Origin of the sequence: Pseudomonas sp. NFACC10-1, assembly GCF_900119195.1 — a bacterium.
Taxonomy (GTDB): domain Bacteria; phylum Pseudomonadota; class Gammaproteobacteria; order Pseudomonadales; family Pseudomonadaceae; genus Aquipseudomonas; species Aquipseudomonas cerasi.
Genome location: NZ_FPJB01000003.1, coordinates 422,601 through 445,009 on the forward strand (window position 1 = coordinate 422,601; position 22,409 = coordinate 445,009).

Below are 22,409 nucleotides of genomic sequence, written 5' to 3' on the forward strand. Positions count from 1 at the left end.
TCAACAGGGATTTACGCAGGTTTTTTACTAATGCCGTCAAACCGGATAAACTTCCCGGCCCTGCTAAACGAACCCGATCATGCGCGTCGCCGACTTTACCTTCGAACTCCCCGATTCCCTGATTGCTCGCCACCCGCTGGCCGAGCGTCGCAGCAGTCGTCTGTTGACCCTCGATGGGCCGACGGGCGCGCTGGCACATCGTCAATTCACCGATTTGCTCGAGCATTTGCGCCCGGGCGATTTGATGGTGTTCAACAATACCCGGGTCATTCCCGCACGTCTGTTCGGGCAAAAGGCCTCCGGCGGCAAGCTGGAAATTCTGGTCGAGCGCGTGCTGGACAGCCATCGTGTGCTGGCGCATGTGCGTTCGAGCAAGTCGCCCAAGCCTGGCTCGTCGATTCTGATCGACGGCGGTGGCGAGGCCGAGATGGTGGCGCGGCACGATGCGCTGTTCGAGCTGCGCTTCGCCGAAGAAGTACTGCCGTTGCTGGAGCGTGTCGGCCATATGCCGTTGCCTCCTTATATAGACCGTCCGGATGAAGGCGCGGATCGCGAGCGTTATCAGACCGTATACGCGCAGCGTGCGGGTGCTGTGGCTGCACCGACTGCTGGCCTGCATTTCGATCAGCCGCTGCTCGAGGCGATTGCCGCCAAGGGCGTCGAGACTGCGTTCGTCACGCTGCACGTTGGCGCGGGTACATTCCAGCCGGTGCGCGTCGAGCAGATCGAAGATCATCACATGCACAGCGAATGGCTGGAAGTTGGCCAGGACGTGGTCGACGCTGTGGCCGCGTGCCGTGCACGGGGCGGGCGAGTGGTTGCCGTCGGGACCACCAGCGTGCGCTCGCTGGAGAGTGCCGCGCGTGACGGCGAACTGAAGCCGTTCAGCGGCGATACCGACATCTTCATCTATCCAGGCCGGCCGTTTCACGTGGTCGATGCCCTGGTGACCAATTTCCATTTGCCTGAATCCACGCTGTTGATGCTGGTTTCGGCGTTCGCCGGTTATCCCGAGACGATGGCGGCCTACGCGGCGGCCATCGAGCACGGCTACCGCTTCTTCAGTTACGGTGATGCGATGTTCATCACCCGCAATCCCGCGCCGACGGCCCCACAGGAATCGGCACCAGAGGATCACGCATGAGTCGCACCTGTCGTATGTCTTTCGAGTTGTTGGCCACCGATGGCAAAGCCCGTCGCGGTCGGCTGACCTTCCCGCGCGGTGTGGTGGAAACCCCGGCGTTCATGCCGGTGGGCACCTATGGCACGGTCAAGGGCATGCTGCCGCGTGATATCGAGGCCACCGGTGCGCAGATGATTCTGGGCAACACGTTTCACCTGTGGCTGCGTCCGGGTACCGAAGTCATCAAGGGCCACGGTGACCTGCACGATTTCATGCAGTGGAAGGGGCCGATTCTGACCGACTCCGGCGGTTTTCAGGTGTTCAGCCTGGGCGCCATGCGCAAGATCAAGGAAGAGGGCGTGACGTTCGCCTCGCCGGTCGATGGTGCCAAGGTGTTCATGGGGCCGGAAGAGTCGATGCAGGTCCAGCGTGATCTGGGGTCAGACGTCGTGATGATCTTCGACGAATGCACACCGTACCCGGCCGACGAAGATGTGGCGCGAGTCTCCATGGAGCTGTCGCTGCGCTGGGCCAAGCGTTCCAAGATCGCCCACGGCGAAAACACTGCCGCGTTGTTCGGCATCGTTCAGGGCGGGATGCACGAGAACCTGCGCAAGCGCTCGCTGGAAGGCCTGGACGAGATCGGCTTTGACGGTCTGGCGATCGGCGGTCTGTCGGTGGGCGAACCCAAGCACGAGATGATCAAGGTGCTGGACTACCTGCCAGGCCTCATGCCGGCAGACAAACCTCGTTACCTGATGGGTGTAGGCAAGCCGGAAGATCTGGTCGAAGGTGTGCGCCGTGGCGTCGACATGTTCGACTGCGTGATGCCCACCCGCAACGCCCGCAACGGCCATCTGTTCACCGATACCGGTGTATTGAAAATCCGTAACGCGTTCCATCGCCACGACAATTCGCCGCTGGACCCGACCTGCGATTGCTACACCTGCAAGAACTTCTCGCGCGCTTATCTGCATCACCTGGACAAGTGCGGGGAAATGCTGGGGAGCATGCTCAATACAATCCATAATTTGCGGCACTACCAGCTGCTTATGGCTGGTTTGCGCGAGGCTATTCAACAGGGTACATTGGCCGCCTTCGTCGATGCCTTCTATGCCAAACGCGGTCTTCCAACGCCGCCTCTGGGTTGAAACAGAACGAGTTTTTCCTGCTTTTTATACTAATTATGTAACTGGAGCGACAAATGAGCTTTTTCATCTCTCCCGCTTTTGCGGATGCTGCTGCACCGGCTGCCGGTCCTGCGGGCAGTGGTTTCGAGTGGATCTTCCTGGTCGGCTTCCTGGTCATCTTCTATCTGATGATCTGGCGTCCACAGGCCAAGCGCGCCAAAGAGCAGAAAAACCTGCTGGGCAACCTGCAGAAAGGCGACGAAGTTGTCACCAGTGGCGGTATCGCGGGCAAGATCAACAAAGTGACCGATGACTTCGTGGTCATCGAAGTGTCTGACACCGTTGAGCTGAAAATCCAGAAGGGCGCCATCGCGGCCACTCTGCCTAAAGGCACCCTGAAAGCGATCTGAGCAACAACTTTTTACCCATCGACGGGGCGCGCAAGGCGCCCCGCGTTTTAAGCGGGCGGCGTGATGCTGAACAAATACCCTCTGTGGAAATACGTACTGATCCTGGCGGTGCTGGTGGTCGGTTTTATTTATTCCGCACCCAATCTCTACCCTGATGATTCTGCCATCCAGATCAGCGGCGCAAGCACTGCGTTGCAAGTCAATCAGGCGGACGTGGATCGTGCAGCCAAGGCGCTTGCCGATGCCGGCATCTCGGTCAAGGCTTCTTCTCTGGCCGAGAATGGCAAGGGCGGTTTGTTGCGTCTGAGCAAGCAGGAAGATCAGTTGCCAGCCAAGGATGTCGTGCGCAAGGCGTTGGGTGACGACTATGTCGTTGCACTGAACCTGGCGCGTACCACGCCGACCTGGTTGCGTCACCTGGGTGCAAGCCCGATGAAGCTTGGTCTCGACCTGTCCGGCGGTGTGCACTTCCTGCTGGAAGTCGACATGGACAAGGCGATCGATGCGCGTCTGAAAGTCTACGAAGGCGAAGTCAAATCCCTGTTGCGCAAGGAAAAGGTGCGTTATCGCAGCCTGCCGCAGCTGGGCAATGTGATTCAGCTGGGCTTCACCGACGACGCAGAGCGTGAGCAGGCGCGTGCACTGGTACGCAAGACCTTTACCGATTTCGAAATCACGCCTGCCGAGCTGAACGGTATCCCGGTACTGCGCATGGCGTTGACGCCTGCCAAGCTGGCCGAGATTCGCGAATACTCGATCAAGCAGAACCTGACCACCGTGCGTAACCGGGTCAACGAGCTGGGTGTTGCCGAGCCGCTGGTTCAGCGCCAGGGTGCCAACCGCATCGTGGTCGAGCTGCCGGGTGTTCAGGACACGGCCGAAGCCAAGCGTATTCTGGGCAAGACCGCCAACCTCGAATTCCGTCTGGGTGCAGGCCCGGATGATTCGAAAGGCACCACCGAGATGTTCGAATTCCGCGAAGGCGGTCGTCCGGCAGCGGCGGTGGAGCGTGGTCTGATCATTACCGGTGATCAGGTGACTGACGCCAAGGCCAGCTTCGACGAGCATGGTCGTCCACAGGTGAACATCAACCTCGATGGTCACGGCGGCGAACTGATGAGCCGCGCAACCCGCAGCAATGTGGGGCGCAGCATGGCGGTGATCTTCATCGAGCAGCGTCCGACCACCACCTATACCAAACAGATGGTCGATGGCGTCGAGAAAGACGTGCCGGTGCAGACTTTCAAGGAAGACAAGAAAATCATCAGTCTGGCGACCATTCAGTCGCCACTGGGCAGCCAGTTCCGGATTACCGGTCTGAATGGTCAGGGTGAGTCTTCCGAGCTGGCGCTGCTGTTGCGTGCCGGTGGTCTGGCGGCGCCGATGTACTTCGCTGAAGAGCGCACCATCGGTCCTAGCCTGGGTGCCGACAACATCACCAAGGGTATCGACGCTTCCCTGTGGGGCATGCTGTTCGTCTCGCTGTTCATCATGGCGATCTACCGCTTCTTCGGTCTGATCGCGACCGTGGCACTGGCCCTCAACATGGTCATGCTGCTGGCATTGATGTCCTTGCTGGGTGCCACACTGACCCTGCCGGGTATCGCCGGTATCGTGTTGACCATGGGTATGGCGGTGGACGCCAACGTGCTGATCTTCTCGCGGATTCGTGAAGAGATCGCCAACGGCATGACGGTTCAGCGTGCTATCAACGAAGGTTTCGATCGTGCCTACACGGCGATCCTCGACGCCAACCTGACGACGCTGCTGGTCGGCGGCATTCTCTTTGCGATGGGCACCGGCCCGGTCAAGGGGTTTGCGGTGACCATGTCGCTCGGGATCTTTACCTCGATGTTCACGGCCATCATGGTGACCCGCGCTATGGTCAACCTGATCTACGGCGGTCGTGACTTCAAGAAGTTGTGGATTTAAGGGGCTGCCATGTTACGTACCATCAACTTCATGGGCGTTCGCAATGTTGCGTTCGCCATCACAATGCTCCTTACCGTACTGGCGTTGTTCAGCTGGTTCCATAAAGGGCTCAACTTTGGTCTGGACTTCACCGGCGGTACGCTCATCGAGCTGACCTACGAACGTCCCGCTGACCTGGGAAAGGTTCGTCAGGAGCTGGTTTCGGCGGGCTATCACGAAGCCGTTGTACAGAGCTTCGGCGCCACCACCGACTTGCTGGTGCGCATGCCGGGTGAAGACCCGCAACTGGGCACCCAGGTTGCCGAGGCGCTGCGCAAGGCCGGTGCCGATAACCCGGCAGTGGTCAAGCGTGTCGAGTTCGTCGGCCCGCAGGTCGGTGAAGAGCTGCGCGATCAGGGCGGCCTCGGCATGCTGATGGCGCTGGGCGGTGTTCTGATCTACCTGGCATTCCGCTTCCAGTGGAAATTCGCAGTCGGGGCGATCGTCTCGCTGATTCACGACGTGGTGGTGACGATGGGGATCCTGTCGTTCTTCCAGATCACCTTCGACCTGACGGTGCTGGCGGCGGTGCTGGCGATCATCGGCTACTCGCTGAACGACACCATTGTGGTCTTCGACCGGGTACGCGAAAACTTCCGCCTGCTGCGCAAGGCTTCGTTGATCGAGAACATCAACATCTCCACCACGCAGACACTGCTGCGCACCATTGCCACCTCGGTTTCGACCCTGTTGGCGATCGTGGCATTGTGGGTGTTTGGCGGTGACAGCCTGGAAGGCTTCTCCATCGCGTTGTTCATCGGCGTACTGGCGGGTACCTACTCGTCCATCTACATCGCCAACGTGGTGCTGATCTGGCTGAACCTGACCACCGAGGATCTGATTCCTCCAGTGGTCGTCGAGAAGGCTGACGACCTCCCGTAGGTCCGGCCATCATAAAAAAGGCGCGAGTGCTGAACTCGCGCCTTTTTTTATGCTCCAAGGCTAGGCATTGCGCAGCCATGCTGCGTTTCGATTGGTCAGGAGGTTCAAGTGAACAAGTCTATGCTTGTTGGTGCTGTGTTAGGTGCTGCTGTCGTGACTGCTGGCGGCGCCGTTGCCACCTATAGCTTGGTCAAGGGTGGTCCTGAGTATGCGGATGTATTGGCGGTAGAGCCGATCAATCAGCAGATCAAAACCCCCCGTGAAGTTTGCAAGGACGTAACCGTTACCCGTCAGGCGCCGGTCAAGGACCAGCATCAGATCGTCGGTAGCGTTATTGGCGCGGTTGCCGGTGGCTTGCTGGGTAACCAGATCGGTGGCGGTAACGGCAAGAAGATCGCTACAGTCGCGGGCGCGGTAGGTGGTGGTTATGCGGGTAACAAGGTTCAGGAAGGCATGCAGGAGCGTGATACCTACACCACTACGCAGAACCGCTGCACGACGGTCAATGATGTGAGCGACAAGGTTGTGGGCTACAACGTCAAGTACAAGCTGAACGAGAAGGTGGGTCAGGTTCGTATGGAGCGTGATCCGGGTAGCCAGATTCCGGTCGACAAGAACGGTCAGCTGATATTGGGTCAGGCGCAGTAACGCCATCCGCTGAGCTTCACAAGACATAAAAAAACCGGCTTGCGCCGGTTTTTTTATGCCTGCCGCTTAACGCTTGAGCGAAGCTGGCAGGTGCGGTGCGATCGCGGTCAGTACCGCCTTGAAGCACTTGGTGTTGCCGGCAACGATGTGGCCTTTCTCGAGGAAGTCGTGACCACCGGTGAAATCGCTGACCAGACCGCCTGCTTCCTGAATCAGCAGGGCGCCTGCAGCCATATCCCACTCGGACAGGCCTGACTCCCAGAACGCATCGAAGCGACCGGCAGCGACATAAGCCAGGTCGAGGCTGGCAGCACCTGCGCGGCGGATGCCGGCGGTCTGGCCTACCAGGCTGCGGAACATGCCCAGGTAGTTCTCGATGTTGTCCATCTGGTTGTCACGAAACGGGAAGCCGGTGCCGAGCAGGGCGCCTTCCAGGCTCTTGCGCTGGCTGACGCGCAGACGGCGACCGTTCAGGGCTGCGCCACGACCACGGCTTGCGGTGAATTCTTCCTGGCGGACCGGGTCGAGAACCACGGCGTGCTCGAGGCGGCCGCGGTATTTGCAGGCGATGCTGACGGCAAAGTGCGGGATGCCGCGAACGAAGTTGGTGGTGCCGTCCAGTGGGTCGATGATCCACAGGTAGTCGGTGCCTTCGCCGCTGCCTTCGTGCAGGCCGCTTTCTTCGCCGAGGATGCCGTGAGTCGGGTAGGCCTTGCGCAGAGCGGTGATGATGCTTTGCTCGGCAGCGCGGTCGATCTCTGTGACGTAGTCTTTGGCTTCTTTTTCGTCAACCTTGATGGTATCCAGGCGCTCGATGGAGCGGAAAATCAATTCGCTGGCGCTGCGGGCGGCGCGCAGCGCGATATTCAGCATGGGCTGCATGGATAATTCACCTAAGGTTGTTAAAGAGAGCCGGGCATTCTATGGGCTGATTCGAATTATTTCCAGCCTTGCGTTGTTACGGTTGTCGGGTTCGTGTGTGTTTTTTTGCGTCCGGCGCGGTCGCCCATGCTGTTGCAGCTCTCACAGCTTCATGGCGTTAGTCGAGCCGTTTCTGTAAGATTTGCCCCCCTAATTCGTATCAGTGAGCGTTCGCTTTGTTGCAGAACATTCGTGTTGTCCTGGTCGGCACTACCCATCCCGGAAATATCGGCGGGGCTGCTCGCGCCATGAAAAACATGGGGCTTTCGCGTCTGGTGCTGGTCGATCCGCGCATTTTTCCTTCGCCCGATGCCGATGCGCGTGCGTCCGGCGCTACCGACATTCTCGAGGGCGCGCAGGTGGTGGCGACCCTTGAAGAAGCGCTGGTCGGCTGCCGTCTGGTGCTGGGCACCAGCGCGCGGGATCGAAGCCTGCCTTGGCCTATGCTGGATCCGCGTGCCTCGGGTGAGAAAGTCATCGAACAGGCCGGCGACGGTGCCGAGGTGGCGCTGGTGTTCGGTCGCGAACATGCGGGCCTGACCAACGAAGAGCTGCAGCGTTGCCACTTCCATGTGCACATCCCGTCTGACCCTGCGTTCAGTTCTCTCAATCTGGCGGCTGCCGTACAGGTGCTCAGTTATGAGGTGCGCGTGGCCTGGCTGGCTGCCGCGGAGCAGGGCGAGGCTTCAAGGCCTGCGTCGGCGCACAGTGCCGAACTGGCGACCATGGACGAAATGGAAGGTTTCTACACCCACCTCGAGGCCACGCTGGTGGCCATCGGTTTTCTTGATCCGGAAAAGCCACGGCATCTGATGGCCCGGTTGCGCAGGCTGTACGGGCGTAGCGAAGTCGAGCGATCCGAGCTGAGTATCCTGCGCGGTGTGCTCACTGAAACCCAGAAAGCCGCGCGCGGTGAACCCTACAAGCGAAAGGATCAGTGATGTTCGAGCGTCTGCGAGAAGACATTCAAAGCGTGTTCCACCGCGATCCCGCAGCGCGCAACGCCTTTGAAGTCCTGACCTGCTATCCGGGGATGCACGCGATCTGGCTGCACCGCTTCGCCCATATTCTGTGGCGCAACGGCTGGAAATGGCCGGCGCGGGTGGTCTCGAACTTTGGCCGCTGGATGACCGGAATCGAGATCCATCCGGGCGCGCGCATCGGCCGCCGTTTTTTCATCGATCACGGCATGGGCATCGTGATCGGCGAAACCGCCGAGATCGGCAGTGACGTCACCCTCTACCAGGGCGTGACCCTGGGTGGCACCAGCTGGAATGCCGGCAAGCGCCATCCGACGCTGGAAGACGGTGTGGTGGTCGGGGCGGGTGCCAAGGTGCTCGGGCCGTTCACGGTGGGCGCCGGCGCCAAGATCGGCTCCAATGCAGTGGTCACCAAGGCTGTGCCTGCGGGCGCAACCGCAGTGGGCATCCCGGGGCGCATCATCGTCAAGTCAGACGATGAGGTTGAGGCCAGGCGCAAGGCCATGGCCGAGAAGCTCGGCTTCGATGCCTACGGTGTCAGTGCAGATATGCCCGATCCGGTCGCGCGCGCTATTGGCCAGTTGCTTGACCATTTGCAGGCTGTCGATGGGCGCCTGGAAGGCATGTGCGATGCACTCGGCAGGCTTGGCAGCGATTACCGCGCCAAGGAGTTGCCGGAGCTGCGTGACGAAGTTTTCGACTGCGTCAAGGACTGCCAGGAAGGCAAGGTCGGCTAGCGCTCACGGTGGGCAGGGTGCGTGCCATTACGCCGCACCTTTGCTATGATGCAGCCCGCGCTTTTCGCTAATCCCGACTGTTTTACTTGGTCTAATAGTTGACTCTTTTACTCGGGAATAGCATACTCGCTCTCATTCCGAACCTCTGCGGTATACGCCATGCGACTGACTACTAAAGGCCGATACGCTGTAACAGCCATGCTTGACCTGGCGTTGCACGCGCAGAACGGGCCAGTGTCTCTGGCCGACATCTCCGAGCGGCAGGGTATTTCCCTGTCCTACCTCGAGCAGCTGTTCGCCAAGCTGCGTCGCGGCAATCTGGTTTCCAGTGTTCGTGGTCCGGGCGGTGGTTACCAGCTGTCGCGCGACATGAAAGGCATCCAGGTTGCTCAGGTTGTCGATGCAGTCAATGAATCTGTCGATGCCACGCGGTGTCAGGGTCTGGGCGATTGCCATGCTGGCGATACCTGCCTGACTCACCACCTGTGGTGCGACCTGAGCCAGCAGATTCACGAATTTCTAAGCGGTATCAGCTTGGCGGATCTTGTCACTCGCCGTGAGGTACAAGAAGTCGCTCAGCGCCAGGATATGCGCCGTGGTCATAACCACATGTCGCAACTGGGTAAGATCGAAACGTCCGCCGTCGAATGAACGCAGATGAATGAGCGGTGCGCCTGCCTGATAGGAGAGCTTCAATGAAATTGCCAATTTACCTCGACTACTCCGCGACGACCCCGGTCGATCCGCGTGTCGCGCAGAAAATGATCGATTGCCTGACCGTCGAAGGAAACTTCGGCAACCCGGCCTCGCGCTCCCACGTCTTTGGCTGGAAAGCCGAAGAAGCGGTCGAGAACGCTCGTCGTCAGGTCGCTGATCTGGTCAACGCCGATCCGCGCGAAATCGTCTGGACTTCGGGTGCCACTGAATCCAACAACCTGGCTATTAAAGGTGTTGCGCATTTCTACGCCAGCAAAGGCAAGCACCTGATCACGTCGAAGGTTGAGCACAAGGCTGTCCTCGACACCACTCGCCAGCTGGAACGCGAAGGTTTCGAAGTGACCTACATCGAGCCAGGCGAAGACGGTCTGATCACGCCTGCCATGATTGAAGCGGCACTGCGCGACGACACCATCCTGGTTTCGATCATGCATGTGAACAACGAGATCGGCACCATCAACGATATCGCCGCGATCGGTGAGCTGACCCGTTCACGTGGTGTGCTGTTCCACGTCGATGGCGCGCAGTCGACCGGCAAGGTTGAAATCGATCTGGCCAGCCTCAAGGTTGACCTGATGTCGTTCTCTGCACACAAAACCTACGGCCCCAAAGGCATCGGCGCACTCTACGTCAGCCGCAAGCCACGTGTTCGCCTTGAAGCGACCATGCACGGCGGCGGTCACGAGCGTGGCATGCGTTCCGGCACCCTGGCGACTCACCAGATCGTCGGCATGGGCGAAGCATTCCGTATCGCCAAGGAAGAAATGGCTGCTGAAAACGTGCGCATCAAGGCACTCAGCGATCGTTTTTTCAAGCAGGTCGAAAACCTGGAAGAGCTGTACGTCAACGGCAGTCTGACCGCACGCGTACCGCACAACCTGAACCTGAGCTTCAACTATGTCGAAGGCGAGTCGCTGATCATGGCGCTCAAGGATCTGGCGGTATCGTCCGGTTCGGCCTGTACCTCGGCCTCGCTTGAGCCTTCGTACGTGCTGCGTGCCCTGGGTCGCAACGACGAACTGGCGCACAGCTCGATTCGTTTCACCTTCGGCCGTTTCAGCACCGAAGAAGAAATCGATTACGCCGCGCAGAAAGTTTGCGAGGCTGTCACCCGGCTGCGCACGCTTTCGCCGCTGTGGGACATGTTCAAAGACGGCGTCGACATCTCCAAGATCGAGTGGGCGGCGCACTAATTTAAAGTCGCCTCCAAGACAGGTCATGGGCAATTGCGACGTGACCTGCAGAGCGGCTCCCTGATGTGAGAGGAATAGAATCATGGCTTACAGCGAAAAGGTCATCGACCACTACGAAAATCCACGTAACGTCGGCAAGATGAACGCGGAAGATCCTGATGTTGGCACCGGCATGGTCGGCGCTCCTGCGTGCGGCGACGTGATGCGCCTGCAGATCAAGGTCAACGAGCAGGGCGTTATCGAAGACGCCAAGTTCAAGACCTACGGCTGTGGTTCGGCCATTGCGTCCAGCTCCCTGGCGACCGAGTGGATGAAAGGCAAGACTCTGGATGAAGCAGAGACCATCAAGAACACTCAGTTGGCTGAAGAGCTGGCACTGCCGCCAGTGAAGATTCACTGCTCGGTACTCGCTGAAGACGCCATCAAGGCGGCCGTTCGCGATTACAAGCAAAAGAAAGGTCTGCTGTAAGCAGGCTTTTCAAGAGAAGCTTGCGACAGAGTCAACTGCAACAGGCTAATGCAACAGGCTAAGGAGTTCCGATGGCTATCAGCATGACAGAAGCTGCCGCTAACCACGTACGACGTTCCCTTGAGGGGCGCGGCAAGGGTGACGGCGTTCGTCTGGGTGTTCGCACCACAGGCTGTTCAGGTCTTGCCTATGTGCTCGAGTTCGTCGATGAGGCGGCCAGCGAAGACACCGTGTTTGAAATGCACGGCGTCAAGGTGATCATTGATCCGAAGAGTCTGGTCTATCTGGATGGCACCGAGCTCGATTTCGTGCGTGAAGGGTTGAACGAAGGCTTCAAGTTCAACAATCCCAATTCGCGCGGTGAGTGCGGCTGTGGCGAAAGCTTCAACGTCTGAGGCTTTTTATTGTGGGTACTCCCTGTCACTTCGCCCTGTTCGACCTCAAGCCCGAGTTTCAGCTTGATCTTGACCAGCTGGCCACGCGCTACCGTGAGCTTGCGCGTAACGTGCATCCGGATCGCTTTGCGGATGCCCCCGAGCGTGAGCAGCGTGTGGCGCTGGAGCGCTCGGCCAGTCTCAACGAGGCCTATCAGACCCTGAAAAGCCCGCCGAAAAGGGCGCGCTACCTGCTGGCAATGAACGGCAACGAAGTGCCGCTCGAAGTCACGGTGCATGATCCCGAGTTTCTTCTGCAGCAGATGCAATTGCGCGAAGACCTTGAGGACTTGCAGGAAGAGGCTGATCTCGCCGGCGTTGCGACCTTCAAGCGTCAGCTCAAGGTCGCTCAGGACGAACTGAACCAGAGCTTCGCGGCCTGTTGGAATGATGCTGCACAGCGCGAGCACGCTGAAAAGCTGATGCGGCGTATGCAGTTTCTCGACAAGCTCTCTCACGAAGTGCGCCAGTTAGAAGAGCGCCTCGACGATTAACCCCGCGCGGCTTCGGCCGCGCGCCAGTGATTATTCTGAACAGCATGGCTTTACTGCAGATCGCCGAACCCGGCCTGAGTCCTCAACCGCACCAGCGTCGTCTGGCTGTGGGTATCGACCTGGGCACCACCAATTCTCTGGTTGCTGCGGTACGCAGCGGCCTGTCCGAACCGCTGGCCGATGCAGAGGGGCAGGTCATTCTGCCGTCTGCCGTGCGCTATCACGCTGATCGTGTCGAAGTAGGGCAGTCAGCGAAGATCGCCGCCTCCCAGGACCCGTTCAATACCGTTCTGTCGGTCAAGCGTCTCATGGGGCGTGGTCTGACTGACGTCAAGCAACTGGGCGAGCAGCTGCCGTACCGGTTTGTTGGCGGTGAGTCGCACATGCCGTTCATCGACACCGTGCAGGGGCCGAAAAGTCCGGTCGAAGTGTCTGCCGACATCCTCAAGGTCCTGCGCCAGCGCGCAGAAGCCTCGTTGGGTGGCGAGCTGGTAGGCGCGGTGATCACCGTTCCTGCCTACTTCGATGACGCTCAGCGTCAGGCGACCAAGGACGCTGCCAGACTGGCGGGTCTCAACGTACTGCGCCTGCTCAATGAGCCCACGGCGGCGGCTGTCGCCTATGGCCTGGATCAGAAAGCCGAAGGCGTGGTTGCCATCTATGACTTGGGTGGCGGGACCTTCGATATCTCGATCCTGCGCCTGACCGGCGGTGTGTTTGAAGTACTGGCCACTGGCGGCGATACCGCTCTGGGTGGCGATGACTTCGATCATGCGATAGCCAACTGGATTGTCACTGATGCCGGTCTGTCTGCCGATATCGACCCTTCCGCGCAACGCAGCCTGCTGCAGGCTGCCTGCTCGGCCAAGGAAGCGCTGACTGACGCCGAGTCTGTCGAGGTCGCCTACGGTGACTGGCGTGGCACGCTGACCCGCGAGGCGCTCAATGCGCTGATCGAGCCTATGGTCGCGCGCAGTCTCAAGGCCTGTCGTCGTGCGGTGCGTGACACCGGTATCGAGCTTGAAGAAGTCGAAGCGGTGGTCATGGTCGGCGGTTCAACCCGAGTTCCACGCGTACGCGAAGCGGTGGCCGAGCTTTTCGGTCGTCAGCCGTTGACCGAGATCGACCCGGATCAGGTGGTGGCCATCGGGGCTGCGATCCAGGCCGATACTCTGGCCGGCAACAAGCGTGACGGTGGCGAACTGCTGCTCCTCGATGTGATTCCGCTCTCGCTGGGGCTGGAAACCATGGGCGGTCTGATGGAGAAGGTCATTCCGCGCAACACCACCATCCCTGTGGCGCGTGGTCAGGAATTCACCACGTACAAGGATGGCCAGACGGCCATGAAGATTCATGTACTGCAGGGTGAGCGTGAATTGATCAGCGACTGTCGTTCGCTGGCGCGCTTCGAGCTGCGTGGCATCCCGCCGATGGTCGCGGGTGCGGCAAAGATTCGTGTCACCTTCCAGGTCGATGCTGACGGTCTGCTCAGCGTTTCGGCGCGTGAAATGGGCTCGGGTATCGAGTCGAGCATTCAGGTCAAGCCTTCCTACGGGCTGACCGATGACGAAGTCACCCGCATGCTCAAGGACTCCTTCGAGTATGCCGGCGACGACAAGGTCGCTCGTGTGCTGCGTGAGCATCAGGTTGATGCCGAGCGTCTGCTCGAAGCTGTTCAGGGTGCCCTGGATGCCGATGGCGAGCGTCTTCTCGACGAGGAAGAGCGCCTGGTCATTAACCTGCAGATGGACGAACTCCGTGAACTGATGCAAGGCACCGATGGTTATGCCATCGAGCAACAGACCAAGCGTCTGTCGCAGGTGACCGATGCATTTGCTGCCCGACGCCTCGATTCGACGGTAAAAGCCGCACTGGCCGGGCGCAACTTGAATGAGATTGAGGAATAACTGATGCCGCAGGTGATTTTTCTGCCCCACGCCGAGCATTGCCCGGACGGGCTGGTTGTAGAAGTGGAGCCCGGCACGTCTATTCTCGACATTGCCCACGAGCACCACATCGAGATTGAAAGCGCCTGTGGTGGCGTGTGTGCGTGCACCACCTGCCATTGCATCATTCGCGAAGGTTTCGGTTCGCTGAATGAAGCCGATGAGCTGGAAGAAGACATGCTCGACAAGGCGTGGGGGCTGGAAGCGCAATCGCGTCTGTCCTGTCAGGCCATTGTCGGCAACGAAGACCTCACGGTCGAAATACCCAAGTATTCGCTCAACCACGCCGCTGAAGCGCCACACTGATTCAAGGATTGCTCATGAGTCTCAAATGGGTTGATGTGCAGGAAATCGCCATCCAGCTGGCTGAAAGCCACCCGGATGTCGATCCGCTGACTGTGAGTTTTCCCAGGCTGCGTAATCTGGTCATGGCCTTGCCTGAGTTCGATGACCACCCTGACCGTAGTGGGGAAAAGGTTCTCGAGGCGATCCAGGGGTTATGGATCGAAGAGGCCGATTGACGTTCAGTAACGTACGCAGTTAGGCAATACACCAGAACCCGCGTATAATTCGCGGGTTTAATTTTTCGCTTCAATCACTGCTTCTGGAGTTTCACCATGGCTGTTCAACGTACTTTCTCCATCATCAAGCCTGACGCCGTTGCCAAGAACGTAATCGGCGAGATCACCACTCGTTTCGAAAAAGCCGGTCTGCGCGTTGTCGCTTCCAAGCTGAAGCAACTGTCCAAGGCTGAAGCTGAAGGTTTCTACGCTGAGCACAGCGCTCGCGGTTTCTTCGGCGACCTGGTTGCTTTCATGATCTCCGGTCCGGTTGTCGTTCAGGTTCTGGAAGGCGAAAACGCTATCGCTCTGAACCGCGAGCTGATGGGCGCTACCAACCCTAAAGAAGCTGCTGCCGGCACCATCCGTGCTGATTTCGCTGACTCCATCGACGCCAACGCTGTTCACGGCTCCGATTCCGAAGCAGCCGCCGCTCGCGAAATCTCGTACTTCTTCGCAGCTACCGAAGTAACCGCTCGCTAAGTCATTTTTGACTGACGAGTGAAGGGTGAATTCATGATTGCATCGACTGGTAAAACCAACCTGCTGGGGCTGACTCAGCAGGAAATGGAGAAATTCTTCGACTCTATCGGGGAGAAGCGCTTCCGTGCCGGTCAGGTCATGAAGTGGATTCACCACTTCGGCGTCGACGATTTCGACGCGATGACGAACGTCAGCAAGGCCCTGCGCGAAAAGCTCAAGGCCTGTGCCGAAGTTCGCGGTCCCGAAGTGGTCAGCGAGGACATCTCCAGCGACGGCACCCGTAAATGGGTGGTGCGCGTAGAGTCCGGCAGCTGTGTCGAGACCGTTTACATTCCGCAGGGCAAGCGTGGCACCTTGTGTGTTTCGTCCCAGGCGGGCTGTGCCCTGGATTGCAGCTTCTGTTCCACGGGCAAGCAAGGCTTCAACAGCAACCTCACCGCCGCCGAAGTCATCGGTCAGGTGTGGATTGCCAACAAATCCTTCGGCAGCGTCCCGGCGACCGTCGACCGTGCCATCACCAACGTGGTGATGATGGGCATGGGTGAGCCGCTGCTGAACTTCGACAATGTCATTGCCGCCATGCATCTGATGATGGATGACTTGGGGTATGGCATTTCCAAGCGCCGGGTGACCTTGTCCACCTCCGGTGTGGTACCGATGATCGATGAGCTTTCCAAGCACATCGACGTGTCCCTGGCCTTGTCGCTGCACGCACCGAACGATGCGCTGCGCAACCAGTTGGTGCCGCTCAACAAGAAATACCCGTTGAAAATGCTTCTCGAGTCCTGCCGTCGCTATATGTCCAATCTGGGCGAAAAGCGTGTGCTCACCATCGAGTACACCATGCTCAAGGACATCAACGACAAGGTAGAGCACGCGGTCGAGATGATCGAACTGCTCAAGGACACACCTTGCAAGATCAACCTGATTCCGTTCAACCCGTTTCCGCACTCCGGTTACGAGCGTCCCAGCAATAACGCAATCCGTCGTTTTCAGGACCTGTTGCATCAGGCCGGTTATAACGTCACTGTGCGCACCACACGCGGTGAAGATATCGATGCTGCATGCGGCCAGTTGGTCGGGCAGGTGATGGACCGCACACGCCGTAGCGAACGCTACATTGCAGTGCGTGAGTTGAGCGCCGAGGCCGATGCGGCCCCTGTCGCGGTGACTCGAACCTGACTGCGAACCTGACCGAGAGAGACTCCATGCCTGTGCGTGCCTCGCTGCTGCTCTGTGTTGTCGTCCTGCTGACAGCGTGCGTGTCCACCGGTAACGTCAATCCGCTGACGACGGCCCAGGGGCGCGAGGAAGCGCGCAAGGCTTACGTGCAGCTTGGCCTGGGTTATTTCCAGCAGGGGCAGACCGAGCGCGCCAAGGTTCCGCTGAAAAAGGCGCTTGAACTCGACAGCTCGGATGCGCAGGCCAACGCCGCGCTGGCCCTGGTGTTCCAGACAGAGATGGAGCCGGAGCTGGCAGAGCAGTACTTTCGCAAGGCGTTGGCTGCCAGCAATAACGAAACACGTATCGTCAACAATTACGGCAGTTTTCTGTTCGAGCAAAAACGTTACAAGGAAGCCTACGAGCGTTTTGAACAGGCGGCTGCCGACAACCTGTATCCTGAGCGGTCACGGGTTTTTGAAAGCCTGGGCATGACCTCGCTGAAACTGGGCAACCGCGAGCAGGCTCGCGAGCATTTTACCAAGGCATTGCGCCTGGACCGTCAGTTGCCATTATCCTTGCTGGAAATGGCTCAGCTGTCCTACGAAGACAAGCAATATGTGCCGGCGCGTGACTATTACGACCGTTTTAGCCAACTCAGCGAGCAAAATGCACGTAGTCTATTGCTCGGTACACGGCTGGCGAAGATATATGATGATCGTAACAAGGCAGCCAGCTTTGGCCTGCTGTTGAAAAGACTCTATCCCGGTACGCCGGAATATCAGCAATACCTGTCGGAGCAATGATGAAAGCGGCGCATCCCGAAGTTGTAGCAACCAATCGCGTGAATCCTGGAGAAACCCTGCGCCAGGCCCGCGAGAGCAGGAGCTGGTCGCTGCCAGATGTGGCCTTGAGACTCAATCTCACCGTGACCTCCCTGACCAATCTGGAGAACGGCCAGTTTGAAAAGCTGCCTGGGCATACGTTTGCCCGGGGCTACGTGCGTGCCTACGCCAAACTGCTTGACCTTGATCAGGCGGCGCTGGTCGAACAGTTCGACCAGTTCACCGGCACTGACGGTAAAGGCAGTTCGGTCCACGCGCTGGGCCGTATCGAAGAGCCGGTCAGGCTGTCGCACAACATTCTGCGTATCGTCAGCCTGCTGTTGCTGGTGATCCTGGTCGGCGGTGGTTTCTTCTGGTGGCAGGATCAGGCGACCTTGCGCGGCAGGGATCAGTCCGGGCTGAACATGGAGCACGTCGAAGTCGAAAGTGCCGACGGCACCACGCAGATTCACCCGCTCGACGAGCCGGAAGAGCCTGCTGTGGCTGAAACGCCTGCCTCCGGACAAACTTCCTTGCCGTTGAATACCGGTGCGCCTGCCAGTGAGGCGCCAGTTGCTGCGCCAGCGGCCCCGGCTTCCAGCGTTACAGGTCATGCAACCGCACAACCACAAACACAGACGCCTGCTGCTGCCACGCCACCGGCGAGCACGCCGCAAGCCCCCGTTGCTGCGCCGACCGTGCCGTCGATGCCGACTGCACCTGCCGAGCAGCCAGTGCCTGCCGTGGCGGGTGCCGGTCAGGTGACCGTACAGTTCGTTGCCGATTGCTGGACCCAGGTCACTGACGGAAACGGCAAGGTGCTGGTCAGCGGCCTCAAGCGCAAGGGCGACAGTCTGGATGTCAGCGGCAAGCCGCCGTTGACCCTGCGTCTGGGCTATGCGCGTGGTGCGCAGGTCAGCTACAACGGTCAGCCTGTGGATGTAGCACCTTTTACCAGCGGCGAAACTGCTCGCCTGAAGCTAGGGCAATAAGTCATGCACGGCGAATCTCCAATCAAGCGTCGCGAATCCCGGAAAATATGGGTCGGTTCCGTACCAGTCGGCGGTGATGCGCCGATCGCGGTGCAAAGCATGACCAACAGTGATACCAACGATGTGGCCGCTACCGTGGCACAGATCAATCGTCTGGAAGCGGCGGGTGTCGACATCGTGCGTGTTTCGGTGCCCGACATGGACGCTGCCGAAGCATTCGGCCGCATCAAGCAACTGGTCAAGGTGCCGCTGGTCGCCGACATCCACTTCGATTACCGCATCGCCCTGCGTGTGGCGGAGCTGGGCGTCGACTGTCTGCGTATCAACCCGGGCAATATCGGTCGTGAAGACCGTGTGCGGGCCGTGGTCGATGCTGCGCGTGATCGAGGCATCCCGATCCGTATTGGCGTCAACGCCGGTTCGCTGGAAAAAGACCTGCAGAAGAAGTACGGCGAGCCTACGCCAGAGGCCTTGGTAGAATCTGCGCTGCGCCATGTCGAGCATCTGGAACGCCTGAACTTTCCGGACTTCAAGGTCAGCGTCAAGGCTTCCGATGTGTTTATGGCCGTCGCTGCCTATCGCCTGCTGGCCAAGGAGATTGTTCAGCCGCTGCACCTGGGCATCACCGAAGCCGGTGGCTTGCGTTCAGGTACGGTGAAATCGGCTGTCGGTCTCGGTATGCTGCTCGCCGAAGGAATTGGCGATACTATCCGCATTTCGCTGGCGGCTGACCCGGTCGAGGAAGTGAAGGTCGGGTACGACATTCTCAAATCGTTGCGTCTTCGTTCGCGTGGAATCAACTTCATCGCCTGCCCGAGCTGCTCGCGGCAGAACTTCGATGTGGTCAAGACCATGAACGAGCTGGAAGGTCGCCTCGAGGATTTGCTGGTTCCGCTCGATGTCGCGGTCATCGGTTGTGTGGTCAATGGTCCGGGCGAAGCCAAAGAGGCGCATATCGGCCTGACCGGTGGTACGCCGAACCTGATCTACATCGACGGCAAACCCGCGCAGAAACTGACCAATGACAATCTCGTGAATGAGCTGGAACGCTTGATTCGCGAGAAAGCGGCTGAAAAAGCCGAAGCCGACGCCTCGGTCATCGTGCGCGGCTAACCCGGATTGCTAAGGATTTTCTGTGAGTAAGTCTCTACAAGCCATTCGTGGCATGAACGACATCCTGCCCGAGCAGACGCCGTTGTGGCGTCACTTCGAAGGCACTGTTGCCCGTCTGCTGGATAACTACGGTTACCGCCAGATTCGTATGCCTATCGTCGAATTCACCGAGCTGTTCAAGCGCTCCATCGGTGAAGTGACCGATATCGTCGAGAAAGAGATGTACACCTTCGCCGATCGTAACGGTGACTCTCTGACCCTGCGCCCTGAAGGCACCGCCGCATGCGTGCGTGCGGTCCTCGAACACGGCATCACTGGCGGCGGCCAGGTTCAAAAACTGTGGTACATCGGTCCGATGTTCCGTCACGAGCGTCCACAGAAAGGCCGTTATCGTCAGTTTCATCAGATCGGTGTCGAGGTTTTCAACCTGGACGGTCCGGATATCGATGCCGAGCTGATTGTCATGACCTGGCGCCTGTGGGGCCTGCTGGGCATTCGTAACGCCGTGAAGCTCGAGCTGAACAGCCTGGGCACCAGCGAGGCGCGTGCGCGTTATCGCGACGCGCTGGTCGAATACCTCTCGGCACGTCTCGACCAACTGGACGAAGACAGCCAGCGCCGCCTGAAAACCAACCCGCTGCGCGTGCTGGACACCAAGCACCCTGAAACCCAGGCTGTGCTGGTCGATGCGCCTAAACTGGCGGACTACCTGGATGACGAATCCCGCGTTCACTTCGAAGGCCTGAAGGCCCGTCTGGACGCCGCCGGTATCCCTTATGTGATCAATCCCAAGCTGGTGCGTGGCCTGGACTACTACAGCAAGACCGTTTTCGAGTGGGTCACCGATCAACTCGGTGCCCAGGGTACGGTCTGTGCGGGCGGTCGTTACGACGGTCTGGTCGAGCAGATGGGTGGCAAGCCTACTGCAGGCGTCGGTTTCGCGATGGGTATCGAGCGTCTGGTTCTGCTGCTCGAAACCCTTGAACAGGTGCCGGAAGAGATTGCCCGTCAGGTCGATGTCTACCTGTGCGCATTCGGCGAAGCGGCCGAGCTGGCGGCACTGGCATTGACCGAAAAGGTCCGTGATCAGCTGCCGACCCTGCGGTTGCAGGTCAACGCCGGTGCCGGCAGCTTCAAAAGCCAGTTCAAGAAGGCCGACAAGAGCGGTGCGCTGTTCGCACTGATCCTCGGCGAAGAAGAACTGGCGGCGAAGGTCATTGGCGTCAAGCCCCTGCGTGGTCAGGGTGAACAACAAAATATTGCCTGGGATGCTCTGTCAGAGCACCTGGCCTCCTGCGTCGTGCAGGGTTGAAGCTGATTTAACAGCCGTTTAGCGAATAGGAGTATTGGGGTGTCGGGTACCGAAGATGAAGAGCTGGCGGTAATGAAGGACTGGTGGCAGCGCAACGGCAAACCTCTGTTGACCGGCGGTCTGCTTGCGTTGGTCGTGGTTCTGGGTTGGCAGTTCTGGCACAGGTATCAGGCCAGCCAGTCGCAAGGCGCCTCGATGCTTTATCAGCAATTGCTGGAAACCGCACTGACGCCCAGTGGTCAGGCAGACACCGCACGTGTCGCCGAGATCTCCGGCAAACTGAAAAGCGAATTCGGTGGCACTACCTACGCACAGTTCGGTAGCCTGTTCGTCGCCAAGGTGGCGGTCGATGCTGGCAAGCTGGACGATGCTGCAGCCGAGCTGAAAACCGTGGCCGACAAACCTGCCAATGACACGCTGGGCGAGATTGCCCGTCAACGTCTGGCACGCGTGCTGGCTGCGCAGAACAAGACCGATGACGCGCTGAAGCTGCTCGACGGCGATGCCGACAAGGCTTTCCTCGCCAGTCGTGAAGAACTCAAGGGTGACCTGCTGGTACAGCTGGGTCGTACCGACGAGGCGTATGCTGCATACCAAAAGGCCAAATCTGCTCTGTCCGAAGACGCAGCAGTGGGTGGCCTGCAAATGAAGCTCGACGATCTGGCGAAAGGGGATGCGTGACGTGATTCGTTGGAAACATGCAGCATTGCTGGCTCTGGCCATTCTGGCCGCGGGTTGCAGCAGCAACAGCAAAAAGGAATTGCCTCCGGCCGAGCTGACCGACTTCAAAGAAGAAGTGGTTCTGCACAAGCAGTGGAGCCGTTCCATTGGCGACGGTCAGGGCAAGACTTACAACATGCTCGTGCCGGCCATTGATGGCGACCGCATCTATGCGGCTGACGTCACGGGCGAAGTCGTGTCGCTGGACCGTCTGACTGGCGACGTGATCTGGAAGAAGGATCTCGACCTGCCCGTTTCCGGTGCAGTCGGCGTGGGCTACGGACTGGTGATGATCGGCACCCTCAAGGGTGAAGTGATTGCCATGGACGCCACGTCCGGTGAAGAAAAGTGGCGCGCTCGCGTCACCAGCGAAGTGCTGGCTCCGCCTGCCACCAACGGTTCCGTGGTCGTTGTCCAGACTCAGGATGACCGCATCGTCGGTTTCGACGCCTCTACCGGTTCGCAGCTCTGGATCTACGAAAGTACCCCGGCGGTGCTGACCCTGCGCGGTACCGGTGCTCCGCTGGCGACGAACCGTCTTGCCGTGGCAGGTCTGTCGACCGGCAAGGTCGTCGCTCTGGATATGACCAACGGCGTGCCGATCTGGGAGCAGCGTGTTGCCATCCCGCAAGGTCGCTCGGAACTGGATCGTGTGGTCGATATCGACGGCGGCCTGTTGCTGTCCGGCGGTACGCTGTACGTTGCTACCTATCAGGGCCGCGTCGCCGGTCTCGATCTGGAAAGCGGTCGTGTGCTCTGGCAGCGTGATGCTTCGAGTTACTCGGGTGTCGCCCAGGGCTTTGGCAGCGTCTATGCCACTCTGGCCTCCGGTACTGTCGAAGGTATCGACGAGCGTTCGTCCTCTGCACTGTGGAGCAACGAATCACTGGCTCGCCGCCAGCTCGGCGCGCCGGAAGTGTATTCCAGCTACGTAGCGGTCGGTGACATGGAAGGCTACCTGCACCTGTTGAGCCAGGTGGACGGTCGTTTTGTCGGTCGCGAACGTATCGACAGCGACGGCCTGCGTGCGCGTCCGCTGGTGGTTGGGGACATGATTTACGTGTATGGCAACAGCGGCAAACTGGAAGCCCTGACCATCAAGCAATAAGTGTCCATGCCCGGGGCCAATGGCCCCGGGTGCCCTTGCTTCGGCAAGGCTGCGGTGCCTTTGTGGCATCGCCCCGAACTC

25 protein-coding genes are annotated in these 22,409 nt (G+C 59.3%); 24 read left to right on the plus strand and 1 reads right to left on the minus strand.

Features of this window, described 5'->3' with window-relative positions:
* The first annotated feature begins 79 nt into the window (after positions 1-79).
* The 6 genes from queA to BT119_RS10645 all read left to right on the plus strand — a co-directional run bounded on the left by queA (position 80) and on the right by BT119_RS10645 (position 6,164).
* Positions 80-1,144 (plus strand): tRNA preQ1(34) S-adenosylmethionine ribosyltransferase-isomerase QueA, encoded by a 1,065-nt coding sequence (queA, locus tag BT119_RS10620; RefSeq protein ID WP_002552466.1) that lies wholly within the window; start codon positions 80-82, stop codon positions 1,142-1,144.
* A 14-nt stretch (positions 1,145-1,158) separates the two neighbouring features.
* Positions 1,159-2,274 (plus strand): tRNA guanosine(34) transglycosylase Tgt, encoded by a 1,116-nt coding sequence (tgt, locus tag BT119_RS10625; protein ID WP_003365111.1) that lies wholly within the window; start codon positions 1,159-1,161, stop codon positions 2,272-2,274.
* A 53-nt stretch (positions 2,275-2,327) separates the two neighbouring features.
* Positions 2,328-2,663, plus strand: a complete 336-nt coding sequence (yajC, locus tag BT119_RS10630) for a preprotein translocase subunit YajC (RefSeq protein ID WP_002552468.1) — start codon at positions 2,328-2,330, stop codon at positions 2,661-2,663.
* Positions 2,664-2,726: 63 nt separating this feature from the next.
* Positions 2,727-4,595, plus strand: coding sequence for a protein translocase subunit SecD (gene secD / locus BT119_RS10635; RefSeq protein WP_003433461.1), 1,869 nt, complete (start codon positions 2,727-2,729; stop codon positions 4,593-4,595).
* Positions 4,596-4,604: 9 nt separating this feature from the next.
* Positions 4,605-5,516 carry a protein translocase subunit SecF gene (secF, locus tag BT119_RS10640; protein ID WP_003433459.1) on the plus strand — a complete coding sequence of 304 codons (912 nt, stop codon included), beginning with the start codon at positions 4,605-4,607 and terminating at the stop codon, positions 5,514-5,516.
* 108 nt (positions 5,517-5,624) lie between these two features.
* Positions 5,625-6,164 carry a glycine zipper 2TM domain-containing protein gene (locus BT119_RS10645; protein ID WP_002552471.1) on the plus strand — a complete coding sequence of 180 codons (540 nt, stop codon included), beginning with the start codon at positions 5,625-5,627 and terminating at the stop codon, positions 6,162-6,164.
* Positions 6,165-6,230: 66 nt separating this feature from the next.
* Here the strand turns inward: BT119_RS10645 and suhB are convergent, their stop codons facing one another.
* Complete coding sequence (gene suhB / locus BT119_RS10650) at positions 6,231-7,046, minus strand: type III secretion system regulator SuhB (RefSeq protein ID WP_003314166.1); 816 nt, start codon at positions 7,044-7,046, stop codon at positions 6,231-6,233.
* A 215-nt stretch (positions 7,047-7,261) separates the two neighbouring features.
* Between suhB and trmJ the strand changes: the two genes are divergently transcribed.
* The 18 genes from trmJ (at position 7,262) to bamB (ending at position 22,328) form a co-directional block, all read left to right on the plus strand.
* Positions 7,262-8,026 carry a tRNA (cytosine(32)/uridine(32)-2'-O)-methyltransferase TrmJ gene (trmJ, locus tag BT119_RS10655; protein WP_003433458.1) on the plus strand — a complete coding sequence of 255 codons (765 nt, stop codon included), beginning with the start codon at positions 7,262-7,264 and terminating at the stop codon, positions 8,024-8,026.
* Positions 8,026-8,802, plus strand: a complete 777-nt coding sequence (cysE, locus tag BT119_RS10660) for a serine O-acetyltransferase (protein WP_058397328.1) — start codon at positions 8,026-8,028, stop codon at positions 8,800-8,802. Before trmJ ends, cysE begins: the two co-directional genes overlap by 1 nt.
* Positions 8,803-8,961: 159 nt before the next feature.
* Entirely contained in the window at positions 8,962-9,453 is a 492-nt protein-coding gene (gene iscR, locus BT119_RS10670) for a Fe-S cluster assembly transcriptional regulator IscR (RefSeq protein ID WP_002552474.1), read from the plus strand.
* Between the two features lie 44 nt (positions 9,454-9,497).
* Positions 9,498-10,712 carry an IscS subfamily cysteine desulfurase gene (locus tag BT119_RS10675; RefSeq protein WP_003365095.1) on the plus strand — a complete coding sequence of 405 codons (1,215 nt, stop codon included), beginning with the start codon at positions 9,498-9,500 and terminating at the stop codon, positions 10,710-10,712.
* Positions 10,713-10,794: 82 nt separating this feature from the next.
* The gene (iscU, locus tag BT119_RS10680; protein ID WP_002552476.1) at positions 10,795-11,181 is read left to right on the plus strand and encodes a Fe-S cluster assembly scaffold IscU; all 387 of its coding nucleotides are present in this window, start codon (positions 10,795-10,797) and stop codon (positions 11,179-11,181) included.
* Between the two features lie 71 nt (positions 11,182-11,252).
* Entirely contained in the window at positions 11,253-11,576 is a 324-nt protein-coding gene (gene iscA / locus BT119_RS10685; protein ID WP_003365093.1) for an iron-sulfur cluster assembly protein IscA, read from the plus strand.
* A gap of 11 nt (positions 11,577-11,587) precedes the next feature.
* The gene (hscB, locus tag BT119_RS10690; protein WP_002552478.1) at positions 11,588-12,109 is read left to right on the plus strand and encodes a co-chaperone HscB; all 522 of its coding nucleotides are present in this window, start codon (positions 11,588-11,590) and stop codon (positions 12,107-12,109) included.
* Between the two features lie 44 nt (positions 12,110-12,153).
* A complete protein-coding gene (gene hscA / locus BT119_RS10695) occupies positions 12,154-14,016 on the plus strand; it encodes a Fe-S protein assembly chaperone HscA (RefSeq protein WP_003433457.1) in 1,863 nt (620 codons plus the stop codon).
* A 3-nt stretch (positions 14,017-14,019) separates the two neighbouring features.
* Positions 14,020-14,361 (plus strand): ISC system 2Fe-2S type ferredoxin, encoded by a 342-nt coding sequence (fdx, locus tag BT119_RS10700; RefSeq protein ID WP_003433456.1) that lies wholly within the window; start codon positions 14,020-14,022, stop codon positions 14,359-14,361.
* 14 nt (positions 14,362-14,375) lie between these two features.
* Positions 14,376-14,576, plus strand: a complete 201-nt coding sequence (gene iscX / locus BT119_RS10705) for a Fe-S cluster assembly protein IscX (RefSeq protein WP_002552481.1) — start codon at positions 14,376-14,378, stop codon at positions 14,574-14,576.
* 96 nt (positions 14,577-14,672) lie between these two features.
* Complete coding sequence (ndk, locus tag BT119_RS10710) at positions 14,673-15,098, plus strand: nucleoside-diphosphate kinase (RefSeq protein ID WP_002552482.1); 426 nt, start codon at positions 14,673-14,675, stop codon at positions 15,096-15,098.
* Between the two features lie 33 nt (positions 15,099-15,131).
* Positions 15,132-16,280, plus strand: a complete 1,149-nt coding sequence (gene rlmN / locus BT119_RS10715; protein WP_003433455.1) for a dual-specificity RNA methyltransferase RlmN — start codon at positions 15,132-15,134, stop codon at positions 16,278-16,280.
* Positions 16,281-16,306: 26 nt separating this feature from the next.
* On the plus strand, positions 16,307-17,065 hold the full coding sequence (gene pilW, locus BT119_RS10720; RefSeq protein ID WP_003409116.1) for a type IV pilus biogenesis/stability protein PilW: 759 nt from the start codon (positions 16,307-16,309) through the stop codon (positions 17,063-17,065).
* On the plus strand, positions 17,065-18,075 hold the full coding sequence (locus tag BT119_RS10725) for a RodZ domain-containing protein (RefSeq protein WP_072365624.1): 1,011 nt from the start codon (positions 17,065-17,067) through the stop codon (positions 18,073-18,075). The genes pilW and BT119_RS10725 overlap by 1 nt, the downstream gene beginning before the upstream one ends.
* Positions 18,076-18,078: 3 nt before the next feature.
* On the plus strand, positions 18,079-19,188 hold the full coding sequence (gene ispG, locus BT119_RS10730; RefSeq protein WP_003365075.1) for a flavodoxin-dependent (E)-4-hydroxy-3-methylbut-2-enyl-diphosphate synthase: 1,110 nt from the start codon (positions 18,079-18,081) through the stop codon (positions 19,186-19,188).
* Between the two features lie 22 nt (positions 19,189-19,210).
* Positions 19,211-20,500, plus strand: a complete 1,290-nt coding sequence (gene hisS / locus BT119_RS10735) for a histidine--tRNA ligase (protein ID WP_003365074.1) — start codon at positions 19,211-19,213, stop codon at positions 20,498-20,500.
* Between the two features lie 39 nt (positions 20,501-20,539).
* The gene (locus tag BT119_RS10740) at positions 20,540-21,181 is read left to right on the plus strand and encodes a YfgM family protein (protein WP_002552488.1); all 642 of its coding nucleotides are present in this window, start codon (positions 20,540-20,542) and stop codon (positions 21,179-21,181) included.
* A complete protein-coding gene (bamB, locus tag BT119_RS10745; protein ID WP_072365627.1) occupies positions 21,174-22,328 on the plus strand; it encodes an outer membrane protein assembly factor BamB in 1,155 nt (384 codons plus the stop codon). The genes BT119_RS10740 and bamB overlap by 8 nt, the downstream gene beginning before the upstream one ends.
* Positions 22,329-22,409: the final 81 nt, after the last annotated feature.

Bases quoted from the DNA above. Each gene is read 5' to 3' on its own strand.
- queA (WP_002552466.1), top strand. From the start codon at position 80: ATGCGCGTCGCCGACTTTACCTTCGAACTCCCCGATTCCCTGATTGCT.
- tgt (WP_003365111.1), top strand. From the start codon at position 1,159: ATGTCTTTCGAGTTGTTGGCCACCGATGGCAAAGCCCGTCGCGGTCGG.
- yajC (WP_002552468.1), top strand. From the start codon at position 2,328: ATGAGCTTTTTCATCTCTCCCGCTTTTGCGGATGCTGCTGCACCGGCT.
- secD (WP_003433461.1), top strand. From the start codon at position 2,727: ATGCTGAACAAATACCCTCTGTGGAAATACGTACTGATCCTGGCGGTG.
- secF (WP_003433459.1), top strand. From the start codon at position 4,605: ATGTTACGTACCATCAACTTCATGGGCGTTCGCAATGTTGCGTTCGCC.
- suhB (WP_003314166.1), bottom strand. From the start codon at position 7,046: ATGCAGCCCATGCTGAATATCGCGCTGCGCGCCGCCCGCAGCGCCAGC.
- cysE (WP_058397328.1), top strand. From the start codon at position 8,026: ATGTTCGAGCGTCTGCGAGAAGACATTCAAAGCGTGTTCCACCGCGAT.
- iscR (WP_002552474.1), top strand. From the start codon at position 8,962: ATGCGACTGACTACTAAAGGCCGATACGCTGTAACAGCCATGCTTGAC.
- BT119_RS10675 (WP_003365095.1), top strand. From the start codon at position 9,498: ATGAAATTGCCAATTTACCTCGACTACTCCGCGACGACCCCGGTCGAT.
- iscU (WP_002552476.1), top strand. From the start codon at position 10,795: ATGGCTTACAGCGAAAAGGTCATCGACCACTACGAAAATCCACGTAAC.
- iscA (WP_003365093.1), top strand. From the start codon at position 11,253: ATGGCTATCAGCATGACAGAAGCTGCCGCTAACCACGTACGACGTTCC.
- hscA (WP_003433457.1), top strand. From the start codon at position 12,154: ATGGCTTTACTGCAGATCGCCGAACCCGGCCTGAGTCCTCAACCGCAC.
- fdx (WP_003433456.1), top strand. From the start codon at position 14,020: ATGCCGCAGGTGATTTTTCTGCCCCACGCCGAGCATTGCCCGGACGGG.
- iscX (WP_002552481.1), top strand. From the start codon at position 14,376: ATGAGTCTCAAATGGGTTGATGTGCAGGAAATCGCCATCCAGCTGGCT.
- ndk (WP_002552482.1), top strand. From the start codon at position 14,673: ATGGCTGTTCAACGTACTTTCTCCATCATCAAGCCTGACGCCGTTGCC.
- rlmN (WP_003433455.1), top strand. From the start codon at position 15,132: ATGATTGCATCGACTGGTAAAACCAACCTGCTGGGGCTGACTCAGCAG.
- pilW (WP_003409116.1), top strand. From the start codon at position 16,307: ATGCCTGTGCGTGCCTCGCTGCTGCTCTGTGTTGTCGTCCTGCTGACA.
- BT119_RS10725 (WP_072365624.1), top strand. From the start codon at position 17,065: ATGAAAGCGGCGCATCCCGAAGTTGTAGCAACCAATCGCGTGAATCCT.
- ispG (WP_003365075.1), top strand. From the start codon at position 18,079: ATGCACGGCGAATCTCCAATCAAGCGTCGCGAATCCCGGAAAATATGG.
- bamB (WP_072365627.1), top strand. From the start codon at position 21,174: ATGCGTGACGTGATTCGTTGGAAACATGCAGCATTGCTGGCTCTGGCC.